Source organism: Marinobacterium sp. xm-d-579, assembly GCF_013282935.1.
In the GTDB taxonomy this organism is placed as follows: domain Bacteria; phylum Pseudomonadota; class Gammaproteobacteria; order Pseudomonadales; family Balneatricaceae; genus Marinobacterium_E.
In genome coordinates this window covers 305101-318857 of the sequence record NZ_WBYP01000001.1, presented here as the reverse complement: position 1 = coordinate 318857, position 13757 = coordinate 305101, and the positions used below count along the sequence as shown (strand labels likewise).

At 47.1% G+C, this 13757-nt stretch carries 11 protein-coding genes and 1 pseudogene; 8 read left to right on the top strand and 4 right to left on the bottom strand.

Annotated elements, in window-relative coordinates; all coding sequences use genetic code 11:
• Positions 1–64: 64 nt before the first annotated feature.
• Genes dapA through purC form a run of 3 tightly spaced genes read left to right on the top strand, consistent with a single transcriptional unit; the run spans position 65 to position 3060 of the window.
• Positions 65–940 carry a 4-hydroxy-tetrahydrodipicolinate synthase gene (dapA, locus tag XMD579_RS01625; RefSeq protein ID WP_173483358.1) on the top strand — a complete coding sequence of 292 codons (876 nt, stop codon included), beginning with the start codon at positions 65–67 and terminating at the stop codon, positions 938–940.
• A 10-nt stretch (positions 941–950) separates the two neighbouring features.
• A complete protein-coding gene (bamC, locus tag XMD579_RS01620) occupies positions 951–2309 on the top strand; it encodes an outer membrane protein assembly factor BamC (protein ID WP_173505701.1) in 1359 nt (452 codons plus the stop codon).
• Between the two features lie 40 nt (positions 2310–2349).
• Positions 2350–3060: a phosphoribosylaminoimidazolesuccinocarboxamide synthase gene (purC, locus tag XMD579_RS01615; protein ID WP_173480444.1), complete on the top strand. Its 711-nt coding sequence runs from the start codon at positions 2350–2352 to the stop codon at positions 3058–3060.
• 53 nt (positions 3061–3113) lie between these two features.
• Here purC and XMD579_RS01610 read toward each other — a convergent pair whose 3' ends face one another.
• The 3 genes from XMD579_RS01610 to XMD579_RS01600 are packed head-to-tail and all read right to left on the bottom strand — an operon-like array spanning position 3114 to position 6297.
• Positions 3114–3746 carry an RluA family pseudouridine synthase gene (locus XMD579_RS01610; protein ID WP_173480445.1) on the bottom strand — a complete coding sequence of 211 codons (633 nt, stop codon included), beginning with the start codon at positions 3744–3746 and terminating at the stop codon, positions 3114–3116.
• Positions 3743–5092, bottom strand: a complete 1350-nt coding sequence (gene rlmD / locus XMD579_RS01605; RefSeq protein ID WP_173505700.1) for a 23S rRNA (uracil(1939)-C(5))-methyltransferase RlmD — start codon at positions 5090–5092, stop codon at positions 3743–3745. The genes XMD579_RS01610 and rlmD overlap by 4 nt, the downstream gene beginning before the upstream one ends.
• 38 nt (positions 5093–5130) lie before the next feature.
• A complete protein-coding gene (locus tag XMD579_RS01600; protein ID WP_173488540.1) occupies positions 5131–6297 on the bottom strand; it encodes a cation:proton antiporter in 1167 nt (388 codons plus the stop codon).
• Between the two features lie 137 nt (positions 6298–6434).
• On the opposite strand from XMD579_RS01600, the gene nfuA reads away from it, so the two are divergent.
• The 4 genes from nfuA to XMD579_RS01580 all read left to right on the top strand — a co-directional run bounded on the left by nfuA (position 6435) and on the right by XMD579_RS01580 (position 10633).
• Complete coding sequence (gene nfuA, locus XMD579_RS01595; RefSeq protein WP_173480448.1) at positions 6435–7031, top strand: Fe-S biogenesis protein NfuA; 597 nt, start codon at positions 6435–6437, stop codon at positions 7029–7031.
• 192 nt (positions 7032–7223) lie between these two features.
• A complete protein-coding gene (gene lon, locus XMD579_RS01590; protein WP_173483354.1) occupies positions 7224–9644 on the top strand; it encodes an endopeptidase La in 2421 nt (806 codons plus the stop codon).
• A 151-nt stretch (positions 9645–9795) separates the two neighbouring features.
• Positions 9796–10071, top strand: coding sequence for an HU family DNA-binding protein (locus XMD579_RS01585; RefSeq protein ID WP_173480450.1), 276 nt, complete (start codon positions 9796–9798; stop codon positions 10069–10071).
• A 211-nt stretch (positions 10072–10282) separates the two neighbouring features.
• Entirely contained in the window at positions 10283–10633 is a 351-nt protein-coding gene (locus XMD579_RS01580; RefSeq protein WP_173505699.1) for a hypothetical protein, read from the top strand.
• A 243-nt stretch (positions 10634–10876) separates the two neighbouring features.
• Here the strand turns inward: XMD579_RS01580 and XMD579_RS01575 are convergent.
• Positions 10877–11305, bottom strand: a pseudogene (locus XMD579_RS01575) (IS110 family transposase); the annotation flags it as partial.
• A 559-nt stretch (positions 11306–11864) separates the two neighbouring features.
• Here XMD579_RS01575 and XMD579_RS01570 point away from each other — a divergent pair.
• Positions 11865–13652, top strand: coding sequence for an acyl-CoA dehydrogenase C-terminal domain-containing protein (locus XMD579_RS01570; protein ID WP_173488544.1), 1788 nt, complete (start codon positions 11865–11867; stop codon positions 13650–13652).
• The last annotated feature ends 105 nt before the right edge of the window (positions 13653–13757 follow it).

Genomic DNA, 13757 nt, shown 5'->3' with positions numbered 1-13757 from the left:
TTGCTGATCATTAAAAGGATAACTCCTTAGAGATCAGCAACCGAGCCATAATAAGGTGAAATATATGATTCTTGGCAGCCTCGTTGCGCTGGTAACACCGATGCACAATAACGGTGATATTGATTGGCAGGCTTTAGATCGCATTGTCGATATGCACATCGAACAGGGCACAGCCTCAATTGTTGCTGTAGGCACCTCTGGAGAGTCTGCGACACTGGATTATGATGAGCACCTAGAGGTGGTGGCTCGCGTTGTTGAACGTTGTAAAGGCAAAATGCCGGTCATTGCCGGTACAGGCGCTAACTCTACTCGTGAAGCGATTGAGATGACTCGCGGTGCCAAAGAGGCGGGTGCTGATGCCTGTCTTTTGGTGACCCCTTACTACAACAAACCGACTCAAGAAGGTCTCTACCAACACTACAAAGCGGTCGCTGAAGCCGTTGATATTCCTCAGATTCTCTACAATGTTCCCGGTCGTACGGCCTGTGATATGTTGCCAGAGACAACGCTTCGTCTGGCTGAGGTGAAAAATATCGTCGGAATCAAAGAGGCGACCGGTGATATCGAGCGTGCTCAATACCTGATCGATAACGCACCAGCCGACTTCGCAATCTACTCAGGCGATGATGCCACCGCGATCGAGCTCATTCTTGCTGGCGGTCACGGGAATATCTCTGTTACCGCTAACGCAGCGCCTAAGGCGATGGCCGAGTTATGCCAGCTCGGCTTGGATAAAAAGTTCGACGAAGCTCGAGCACTACAGCAGAAGCTGATGCCGCTGCATAAAGATCTATTTGTTGAATCCAACCCTATTCCAGTGAAATGGGCCATGTATGAGATGGGTTTGATTGGTCAGGGGATTCGTCTGCCTTTGACGCCGCTATCTGAAGAGAATCGCCCAACGGTTGTTGCTGCGCTGAAACAGACAGGTTTGATTTAAGGTCCCTACTATGAACGCTCGCTTTTGGATGCTGTGTGGAACGTTGGTTGTATCGGGTTGTACGATGCAGGATGCAATCAAGTCGAACCCGATATACGGCGAGAAGGGTGTTATCCGTGATCGCGGTCAAGAGTACGCTCTTGCACAGCCGGGTAAACGTCTTGTCATCCCTGAGGGTATCAATGCCAAGAGCACTGAAGATCTACTTCAGGTTCCTGAGATAAATGAATCAGAAGCCGTATCAAACGAACTGGTTCCAGAAGCGCCTCGCCCAGAGTTCTTTTTTGCCGTTGATGGCAATGATCGTGCATCGATTCGACCACTTGAAGGTGAGCGTGTCATTCTGGTCGATGAGCTGATTGACCAGGTGTGGGTTGAACTAAAGCCATTCTGGCAGGATGCCAACATCAACCTGGCCATTGCAGACCCAAAAACGGGCGTGATGGAATCTGAGTGGATAGAGGTTGCAGGCGAGGATCTTAACTACTTTCAGCGTCTATTGAATACCGTTAAGTTTAACTCTGAAGCAAATGAGCCCTCACTCAACAAACTGCGAGTGCGTTTGCGTCCTGACCCTGATAACACCGAGAGAACAGCCATCAGCATGGAGCATGCTCAGATTGCATTGAGTGCTGATAAGAGCGAACTTGATTGGAGCAGTGATGCGACTGAGTTGGCGTACTCTAATGAGATCATGTTTGCTATGTTGAACTACCTGGGTAAGGGGGATGTTGCTTCTACCGCGCCTACTCTATCTCAGTTCCAAACTGCCGACCGTTTAACGGCGACTATGGGGCGTGACTCACGTAACCGTCCCTTGTTGAATGTTAAAACCAGTGGTGATCAGGCTTGGGAACTTGTGAATAAAGCTCTTGATAGTGCCGGCGTCGACGTAGGTACTCGCGATCGAGAAGACGGAGTTATCTACCTAACGTTTAAACAGACTGTAGCGAAAGAAAAGCCACAGGGATTTTTTGAGTGGTTGCGAAATAGGGAAGTAGGTCCTATTACTATTAACACAGATTTGCTCATAGGTAGTGGCGATAAAAATCAACCCAAAGATGTTGCTTATAGTTCAGACCCCAATGCGATTGTCTCTGGTGCGCAAGCGACTCAGGAAGAGCTTCAAGCGATGGAAGGCTTTAAAGTTTGGATGGGCGGTCGAGTCGTTTATGTCTTTGGGCAAGATAACCAGAAGCGTCTTAACGATGCGACTGGCGAACTTGAACTGTTTAAACGTTTTCAGTTGAGCTTCAATCGTGCTCGTACTGGTGTTTTGTTGACGGTCAATGATGATAAAGGTAAGCCTGCTGATGCGGGTGGTGCTGAACAGCTTCTATGGTTGATTAAGGATAATCTACCTCTTTGATTATAGGTTGCACTTACATGCAACTGCTTTGGAGTTTTGAATGGAAAAGCGTGAAGAGCTATATGCCGGTAAAGCGAAATCGGTATTTACGACTGATAACCCAGATCTAATGATCATGGAGTTCAGAGACGATACCTCTGCGTTCGATGGCAAAAAGATGGAACAGCTTGATCGTAAAGGTATGGTCAATAATAAGTTCAACGCTTTTATTATGACGGCTCTTGCGAATGCGGGTATTCCAACTCATTTCGTTGAGCTGCAGTCTGATAACGAATCTGTGGTAAAACGACTCGACATGATGCCTGTTGAGTGTGTTGTTCGTAATATCTCAGCGGGTTCGCTTTGTCGCCGTATCGGCGTCGAAGAGGGGCTGGAGCTGAATCCGCCGACCTTTGAACTATTTCTTAAGAACGACGCGTTGGGTGACCCGATGGTCAATGAGTCTCTTGTTGAGACCTTTGGTTGGGCTGAGCCTGCTCATCTAGCCACAGCAAAAGAACTGACCTTCAAAGTTAACGATGTGTTGAAGAAGATGTTTGATGATGCTGGTATGTTACTGGTGGATTACAAACTTGAGTTTGGCGTCTTCAATGGTGAAGTGTTATTAGGTGATGAGTTCTCTCCAGATGGCTGTCGTCTGTGGGATAAAGAGACCCGTGAAAAGATGGATAAAGACCGCTTCCGTCAGGGGCTGGGTGGTGTCATCGAAGCCTATGAAGAGGTGGGTCGCCGTCTTGGAATTACTTTTTAATTCCAATCAAAACGCATCAAGAAGCCGGCTTAATATGCCGGCTTTTTTTGTCTTTAGAAGGGAGCGGGGGATGAAAAGCTCAGGCGTTCTCCAGAAATAGGGTGGTGAAGCTCAAGTAGGTCAGCGTGGAGCATCAGTCTATCTGAACAGGTCAACGCTTCCCCTTCAGCATATAGGTTGTCGCCTAATATTGGCTGACCCAGGTATTGGCAGTGGACTCTAAGCTGATGGGAACGCCCAGTAATCGGGTAGAGTGATAATCGAGTGGCTGTGTGCCCATTGATTAGCTCCAGGCCTCGGTTACGGTAGAAGGTGAGCGCATGCTTTCCCTGTTCGTGATCAATGATCTGAAGGGGACGGCGATCCCAGTCACAACGAAGGGGTTGTTCAACCCAGCCATCAGCTTGACTCATTTCGCCGCTGACTAGGGCGGCGTATCGTTTGAATGGAATACGATTTTGAAACTGTATGCTGAGCTCGCGATGAGTCATTTTTGAGCGAGCAAGCACCATCAGCCCTGACGTTGAACAGTCGAGACGATGCACGATCAACGCATCAGGCCACTGTTCAACGGCACGACTCCATAAGCAGTCTTGCTTATCCTCTCCTCGTCCGGGGACAGAGAGCATTTCAGCCGGTTTTTCTAAGATCAGCATATCCTGATCTTCATAGTGACACTGGATCATGGTGTCGGCTCAAACAGTGCAATTGATTCGACGTGATGAGTCTGCGGGAACATATCAGCGACTGTGAATCGCGTCATTGAAAAGCCAATATCAGACAGTGTTTTACTGTCGCGCACCAGCGACATTGGGTCACATGCGATGTAGAGGATGGCTCTTGCTCCAAGATTTTGCAGGTGAGGAATCAGGTCAGCCGCACCACTTCTTGGCGGATCAAGAAGAATAAGATCGTACGGGCTATTCAACCAAGCTGTCTCTGTATTGACGTTGCTAAGATCTGATTTGATGGATGTTAAGTTGTCGATCACATTGAGTGCTGCATTGGCTTGTGAGCGTTCGACCATAGCTGAAACGCCCTCAACTGCCACCACCTCTTTGGTCAGTTTTGCTAAAGGTAGGCTAAAGTTACCGAGCCCTGAGAAAAGATCGAGAAGACGATCCTCTTGCTTAGGCTTTAGCCACTCAATTGCGCACTCAATGAGAGCTTCGTTGACAGAAGCATTCACCTGTATAAAGTCATTGGTATCAAACTGATAACGGATATCACGCTGTCTATTGATGAACTCCGGCTCTTCAATGCTATTCAGAGTCAGGGTTTGATCATTAAAACTCACTCGTAAGTTGATGCCCTCATTGACGGCTAGTGAGGTTAGGGCACCCATAATCTCGTCTGATGGGCGCTTTTTAGCACGTATCTCAACCGCCAGTAAGTTGTCGCCATCGCTCAAAGAGAGATGCGTTAATGTCTTAAGTTTATCCAGTCCATCCAGGCTTTCGCGCAGTGCGCCTAAAAAACGGTTACACCGATCGGTCAGGACGGGACAGCTAGGTATATCAATAAGCTTATTAGATTCAGAACGTCTAAAACCGATGATTAAATCACCACTTTCACGTTGATTAATACCGACACGAGCGGAGCGGCGGTAGTTGAGTTTTTGTTCCGAGACGATAGGGGGCTCAGTGATCTGTGGCTCAAGATTGGATTGACGCTTAAGTGTGCTGAGTATCTGGTCACGCTTCAATTCTACTGCACGCTCAGGGTCTAAATGCTGAAGATCACAGCCACCGCACTCACCAGCATAATCACAGCTAGGTTGGATACGGGCATCTGAACCCGTTTGAATCTCCTTAACAACCGCCTCATCAAAGCGCTTACCTGCTTTAGTCAAAGTAGCACTGACCGTTTCACCTGGTAGTGCTCCCTGGATAAACAGTGCCTTGCCGTCGACTCTTGCGACTCCCCGACCTTCCAAAGAGAGAGATTCAATCTGAATACTCTCTGGCAGGGAGTGAGTGGCTTTTGCAGGGGCCTTTTTAGGGCCGCCATATCTAACGGTGCGTCTGCGCATGGGAACTTAATACTCTTAAATGTCGGCTTTTAGGCCAGTTAATCTTTTCTAAGCGAATCTTTAACCGCGATTGGTGAAGGGTAGTTAAAGATGACGATGTAGGTCGATAACAGAAAGCTTAAAATAGCGGTGGCCTGAATAACGTGGGATGCTTCAGTGCCAATTAAACCACCTGCAAAAGCGAGATAGGCAATCAGTAACGAAAACTCAGAGATTTGTCCCAAACGAAAGCCTATCTCCCAGCCTATTGAAGGTGATTCACTGATTCGACCTAAAAGCAGTCGGAAAATAACCGGTTTTAATAGCAGAACGGCGATGGTTAAGATCAGCGCAGGTACTATGATTAATCCAATTAGATTTAAATTGAAGCTGGCGCCGACTGAGAAGAAAAATAGAATTAGGAAAAAATCGCGCAACGGTTTTAGATTGGTTGCGATGTATTGCGAAATTGGGCTGGTTGCCAGAGCAATGCCCGCGATAAAGGCACCCATTTCGGCCGAAAGGCCACCCAGTTTTGCCGCCTCAGCCATGCCAAGACACCAGCCAATCGCCACTAAGAAAATGTATTCATGAAAACGGTCAAACTTCATCAGTAAGGGCAAAATGACATAGCGAACGCCTGCCCATGCAAAAATACCCAATGCCGGTAGTGCGATGGCCGATTTGACGAAACTGCTCATCGGATCGCTGTCACCTCCCGAGTTGAGTATCAACAGGACAATAATGGCGATCACGTCCTGCAACAGTAGAAGACCGACGACCAGTTCTCCGGTGTGTTTGTGGTGTAGGACGGTCGTGGGTAGCAGCTTAATCCCTATGATCGTGCTGGAGAACATCACTGCAGCACCGATGATAACTGACTCAGCCTGACTGAATCCAAACAGGCTACCCACGCTAAAACCTAAGCCTAAGAACAGTGCCGAACTGGCAATCGCCACCAGTGTTGCCTTCTTGAGCATATGGATCAGATGGGCAGGCTGCATATCCAAACCCAGTAAGAACAGCAGAAAGATGATGCCGATATGAGCGATATCGCTGAGTAGATTAGTATCGGAGACCAGTTCAAGACCGTAAGGTCCGAGCAGTGCCCCAAGCACAATATAAGCAACAAGCAAGGGCTGGCGTGTAAACAGTGCTACAGATGCTAGCACCGCTGCGCCGGTAAAAATAAGAAAGAAAGATGTAAACAGACTGTGCTCTAGCATGAGTGCTCTCCGGTGGATGAGCAAATTGTAACAAGTGAGAGAGAAAATCGTTACGTTTAAATAATTGAGTGTTTTACTCGGAATTAATAACTCGCTATCCTATAGCGCATTATCGGTACGACTACTGGAGAGTTTTGATGTTAAATATTGAAGTGACAGAAGGTGCACAAGGTTACCTTGCCGAGCTTCTAGAGAAGCAGAACGTTGAAGGCATTGCGGTCCGTCTGTTTGTGACACAACCGGGCACAACCTATGCGGAAACTTGTCTAGCTTACTGCCGTCCTGATGAGGTCAATGATGAGGACGAGGTGATGCAGCTTGAACAGGTTCGCTTCTACATTGAGAAGAACAGCATTCCCTACCTTGATGAAGCGTTTATTGACTATGCTACTGATCGTATGGGCGGTCAGTTAACGATTAAAGCGCCGAATGCCAAAGTGCCTAAGGTGTCTGCCGACAGCCCAATCGAAGAGCAGATTAACTACATTCTCTACTCAGAGGTTAATCCCGGTCTAGCTTCACACGGTGGCGAAGTTAAGCTCGAAGAGGTCTCTGAAGAGGAGGCTGGACTTGTCGCTATCCTTCGTTTCGGTGGTGGTTGTCAGGGTTGTAGTGCCGTTGATATGACCCTAAAAGACGGTGTTGAGGCGACTCTAATTGAAAAAGTACCTGGTCTGGTCGGGGTTCGAGATGTCACAGACCACAGTCAGCGTGAACAGGCTTACTATAAATAACTCGAGATTGTTTACTAGACACCTAAAGCGCCTCATTAGAGACGTTTTTCAATTTGTGGGCTGTTCTAGGGAGCCTACGAATAAGTCCATGACATCTTAGGCTCCCAAGCTTGCATTTTCGTAACGGATCCCCATAAATGACTTATAGTCAGTTTATAGATCGGTAAAAGATTCACTACAGAGGTATGCATCATGGAAAATAATCAGAGCAGTGTTCAAATTGAACTACCGGTTCTCCCGCTTCGAGACGTGGTTGTATACCCTCACATGGTCATCCCTCTGTTTGTTGGACGCGAAAAGTCGATCCAAGCTTTGGAAGAGGCGATGCAGCGTGACAAACAGATTCTGTTAGTTGCACAACGCAGTGCCTCTGAAGATGAGCCTAAGATGGATCATCTTTTTCATACAGGTACGGTCGCGACCATATTGCAAATGCTTAAGCTGCCAGACGGCACTGTAAAAGTGTTAGTTGAAGGTGAGTATCGAGCCTCTATTAGCGATTTCTTTGAAGAGGCTGAGCACTATGCGGCTCACCTTCAAGTGCTTGAAGAGGAGGAGGTTGCCCAGTCTGAGGCTGAGCTCTACAAGCGTTCGACGCTGGAACAGTTCGAGAAGTACATCCAAGTTAACAAAAAGATCCCCAATGAGGTCATGACCTCGTTGAATAACATCGATGAGCCAAGTCGTTTGGCCGATACGATCGCGGCTCATATGTCGCTTAAGCTTGATCAAAAACAGTCCATTCTCGAAATGCTGGATGCGAAAGCTCGCTTAGAGCATTTGATGTCACTGATGGAGTCTGAAATTGATCTAGTCGAGGTTGAAAAGCGCATTCGCGGTCGTGTGAAGAAACAGATGGAGAAGAGTCAGCGCGAGTACTATCTGAATGAGCAGATGAAAGCGATTCAGAAGGAGCTGGGTGATCTGGATGAGAATGGCGGTGGAGAGCTCGACGAGCTAGAAAAACGCATTGATGAAGCGGGTATGCCGCAAGAAGCGTTGGATAAAACTAAAGCTGAGTTCAATAAGCTAAAAATGATGTCACCAATGAGCGCTGAGGCGACCGTTGTTCGTGGCTACATCGATTGGATGCTACAGATTCCTTGGAGCAAACGCTCTAAAGTTCGTCTGGATATGAAGCGTGCTTCAGCAGTATTGGATAAAGATCACTTTGGCTTGGATGAGGTCAAAGAGCGTATTCTTGAGTACCTAGCGGTACAGAAGCGTGTACGTCAGCTGCGTGGTCCAATTCTCTGTTTAGTCGGACCTCCTGGCGTCGGTAAAACCTCTTTAGGGCGTTCTATCGCCCGAGCGACCAATCGTGAATACATCCGTATGGCGCTGGGTGGTGTGCGAGATGAAGCCGAGATTCGTGGTCACCGTCGAACCTACATTGGCTCTATGCCAGGTAAGCTAGTTCAGAAGATGGCCAAAGTCGGTGTTAAAAACCCGCTATTCCTTCTTGATGAGATCGATAAGATGGGTATGGATCAGCGTGGCGACCCTGCATCTGCTCTACTAGAAGTGCTGGACCCTGAGCAGAACAGCACCTTCAATGATCACTACCTAGAGGTGGATTATGATCTCTCTGAAGTGTTGTTTGTCTGTACCTCTAACTCGATGAACATTCCGGGTCCATTGTTGGATCGTATGGAGATTATTCGCATCCCGGGTTACACAGAGGATGAAAAGCTGAACATCGCACGTCGCTATTTGATCCCTAAACAGATCAAACAGAATGGCCTTAAGGTGAAAGAGTTGGAGATTGATGATTCAGCGATCATCGATATGATTCGATACTACACCCGTGAAGCGGGTGTGCGTGGCCTTGAACGAGAAGTGGCTAAAGTCGCTCGTAAAGTCGTTAAAGAGATTGCGCTCGGTGAATCAACCGCTAAATCCGTTCTTGTGAACAGTGATAACCTTGAGCACTACCTTGGGGTTCAGAAGTTTAACTTTGGCCGTGCAGAAGATGAGCATCAGGTGGGTCAAGTAACAGGGTTGGCTTGGACGCAAGTCGGTGGTGATATTCTGACCATTGAGAGTGCAGTAGTTCCAGGTAAAGGCCGTCAGGTTTTGACAGGCTCATTAGGCGATGTCATGAAAGAGTCGATCCAAGCCGCTTTGACGGTCGTTCGGAATCGCGCTCAGTCTCTAGGCATCGCACCCAACTTCCATGAAAAACAGGATATTCATATCCACGTTCCTGAAGGCGCAACACCAAAAGATGGTCCCAGTGCTGGTATCGGTATGTGTACGACTCTTGTTTCAGCGTTGACAGGGATTCCTGTTCGCTCAGATGTGGCCATGACGGGTGAGATTACTCTGCGAGGTCAGGTTCTTCCTATCGGTGGTCTCAAAGAGAAGCTACTTGCTGCGCACCGCGGTGGTATTAAAACGGTGCTTATTCCAGAAGAGAACCGCCGAGATCTGAAAGAGATTCCAGATAACATTAAGGCAGATTTAGAGATTAAGCCGGTTAAATGGATTGATCAGGTGTTGGAAGTTGCATTAGTAGAGCAGCCTGTTCCATTGGATGATGCCGAAGTTGAAGAGCTAACCAGTGAGACTAAAGGTGAAAAATTAACTACTGGGTCAAGAACGGCACACTAGACTTAAGTGTCAATTTTATGAAACTCGCTGAAAACACCGTATTTTCTGGGTTTTTAATGTTGACACTGGTTTTAAACAGTTGGTATAAAGTGTTTACGGTTATTTCATAACACAAAACAAACAAAACATACTCTCTTTTAAGGGGCACAACGTGAACAAATCAGAACTTATCGATTCTATTGCTGCATCTGCAGATCTTCCAAAAGCAGCTGCTGGCCGCGCTCTAGACGCAGCTCTAGAAGCAATCACTGGCGCACTAGCTAAAGGCGACTCTGTTGCACTAGTTGGTTTTGGTACTTTTGGTGTTAAAGAGCGTGCAGCACGCACTGGTCGTAACCCACAGACTGGTCAGCCAATCCAGATCTCTGCAGCGACTCTACCATCTTTCAAGCCAGGTAAGGCTCTGAAAGATGCCGTGAATAAATAAGAAACTGTTTCAATAGCTGTTGATAGATTTCCAAAGGCTCCTGTTCATAGGAGCCTTTTTTGTTTCTTGCCTTTCTTGTTCTAAATTGAAGTGTTTCATTCTTCAATCGAAGTAAAAATATTCGTTCATAAACCGATCGTTTCAAATAATTTCTTAATTTTATACTAAGCTGTCTTAATCGAATCGTTTAATAAACAGGGTGTTTCATTAGATGGCAGAGATCAAAATTGAGGATGTTAGATTTGAAAAACTAGGTGGTATCACCTTACCAATTGTGATGGTAGGCGGTCTTGTTGATCCGCTAGCGGCTTCTTATACTTTGCAGAGGTTCCAATCAGGAAAGCGGGTTAATACTGTTAGAACGGATCAGCGAGCGATTCAACACCTCTATCGCTTCTATGATGAGCGTTCATTGAATTTTAAAGAGGAACTTAGGAAGCTTAAGCCGTTAACGGCAGGAGAAATTGAAGAATATTCTTCATCATGCAGTGTAAATTCGGTTATGATACGGAAGATCCTCTTCATCGAAAACAGATTGAGGCAGAACGAGATAAAGCCGTAGTAGAGCTGGAACGGCTCTTCGAACGCCTCAATGATCCAAACATCCCTGTGGAAGCCGTTGAACAGCATATAGAACATCATATGTCGATATACCGCAATGCAACTTCAATACTAGAGCAGGCTGAAATCATATTGACAGAAGAACAGGCCAAAAAGATTAAAGAGATCATGCCTTTTCGTTTAGATGGGTCCAACCCTAAAGATTGTTTATTCCAGTGCGGCGGAAATAGTGAAGAGGAGTAGCCAATATGACGGTTATCTGATTTACCAATGCAACGCGTTCTTCAACGAGCAATTTGCGAGCGCGGTGCATCGTTAATACAGCCTGCTGCTCCTCGCTCTTAATCGGCACAAATCGCATATTGGGTCTGCTAGCCGCTTCACAGATCGCCTCAGCATCATTGCGATCGTTCTTATCACTTTTACGATACGGCGCTACAAACTGGGGTGCCATCATGCGAACTTCATGTCCGAGCTTCTGAAGCTCTCTGGCCCAGTAGTGTGCCCCTCCGCAACTTTCCATGCCCACAATACAGGGCTCCTGTTGAGCGAAAAACTCTAATACCTTGGCGCGCTTGATCGTTTTCCGTACAACAGGCTTTTCTTGGTGATCGACAGCAAAAACTTCAAAGACGTTTTTGGCCAAATCGAAACCGATACGTATACTTTTCATGGTGGACTCCTGCTATTCGATTGATTATCTCACCTTCAATGTGGCACAAGATGCCGGGATTGGGGGAGTCCATCCCATTTCCCTAAGCTAGTGGAGCTTTTTCATTTTGCTTCCAGCTTTGTTGGTGTGGTTTCTATGCTGTTATCGGTTGTTTTTGGTTCCCTGATCGAGCAGTTATATAACCAGACGCTTCTGCCGTTGGTTGTTTTTTTTTTGCTCTTATCGATTTGCTCCTATGCCGTCACTTGTTGGGCAGTTTGTCATAGGACTGGCGAATAGCTCCTCCCGGGTAAAAACATCTTCTGATTGAAATTGTCATTTTCTTTGGCTGTTTATGTAAGTAAACAGCCCCTCAATCCCTCGTAATTCTTGGCTTTAATGGTTTCTGAAATCTTTTGTCAGTAAAACTGGTGGGTTTTGTCATTGGCGGATCATGCCCTTTGAACCAAGCTTAATAAAACCAATAAAGCTTAGTTGGACCAGCAAAAAGGTTCAGCGGAACTATCAGTATTACCCTCCAAAAACTGGTAGTCATAACAAGAATGATGAGGATGATGTAATGCCAGAATATAAAGCGCCACTTCGTGACATGGATTTTGTACTGAACGAAGTATTGAATGCAGAGCAGCACTATCAGAGCCTGCCTGGGTGCGAAAATGCTACTCCGGATATGGTGTCTGCGATCATGGAAGAGGGTGCTAAATTTGCGGAGCGAGTTCTTTCACCATTGAATCAGATTGGCGACCAGCAGGGCTGCCAGTGGAGTGATGGTGCCGTAACAACTCCGGAAGGATTTAAAGAAGCCTATCAGCAGTTTGTTGAAGGTGGTTGGCCATCGCTGGCTCATGAAGAGGAGTGGGGTGGTCAGGGCTTACCTGAATCCATCGGTATCATCATCAATGAAATGGTGGGTACAGCCAACTGGTCCTGGAGTATGTATCCGGGTCTGAGTCATGGTGCGATGAATACGCTGGATGCTCACGGCACCGATGAGCAGAAAGAAACTTATCTGACCAAACTGGTGTCTGGTGAGTGGACCGGCACGATGTGCCTGACTGAGCCTCACTGTGGTACCGATCTGGGTATGCTACGAACTAAAGCAGAGCCTCAGGAAGATGGCAGCTACAAACTAAGCGGCACCAAAATCTTCATCTCGGCCGGTGATCACGATATGGCAGACAACATTGTGCATATCGTACTGGCACGTCTTCCGGATGCACCTGAAGGCACTAAAGGTATATCCCTGTTTATTGTGCCTAAACATCTTCCACAGTCTCTGGGTGAGAACAACGGTGTGTCCTGCGGTTCGCTTGAACACAAGATGGGCATTCACGGTAACGCAACCTGTGTCATGAACTTTGATGATGCAACAGGTTATCTGATTGGTCCGCCAAACAAAGGTCTGAACTGTATGTTCACCTTTATGAATACTGCACGTCTGGGTACCGCATTGCAGGGCCTGGCTCATGCCGAATGGGGTTTCCAGAACTCTCTGGTCTACGCAAAAGACCGTTTGCAGATGCGTTCATTGAATGGTCCTGCAAGCCCGGATAAACCTGCCGATCCAATCATTGTTCACCCTGAAGTGCGTAAGATGTTGCTGACCCAGAAAGCCTTTGCAGAGGGTGGTCGGGCATTAATCTATTACTGTGCACAGCTCGTAGACCAGGTGAAGCTGACAGAAGGTGAGGAAAAAGAGAAAGCAGATGCGCTGCTCGCATTCCTGACACCAATTGCCAAAGCCTTCCTGACTGAAGTGGGTTTCGAATCCGCTAACCACGGTTTGCAGGTCTTTGGTGGTCACGGCTTTATCTCCGAATGGGGTATGGAGCAAAACGTACGTGATAGCCGCATATCAATGTTGTATGAGGGCACCACACAGATTCAGGCGCTGGACCTGTTGGGTCGCAAAGTGCTGATGTCTCAGGGTGAGTCTCTGAAAGGCTTTACCAAAATCGTACACAAGTTCTGTCAGGCTGAATCAGATAACACTGAACTGCAGGCGTTCATCAAACCTCTGGTTGAACTGAACAAAGAGTGGGGTGAACTCACTATGCAGATCGGTATGAAAGCAATGCAGAACCGAGATGAAGTGGGAGCTGCTTCGGTGGATTACCTTATGTACTCCGGCTATGTGGTACTGGGTTATTTCTGGGCTCGAATGGTAAAAGTGGCTCAGGAAAAACTGGCTGCAGGCGAGGGTGATCAGGCGTTCTACGAAGCCAAACTGGCAACCGCTAAATTCTACTTCGAACGCATCCTGCCGCGCACACGTTCTCTGGTGGTAACTATGCAGTCAGGCTCAGATAACCTGATGGCACTGGATCAAGAGAAGTTTGCGTTTTAGGGCGGCAGTATGAAAAGAGTTCTGAACAACCCAGTAGGCCGCACAATGTTGCGCGGCCTGCTCAAACTGAACGCCAAACGTTATCAACTTAAAAATAAAAACAGT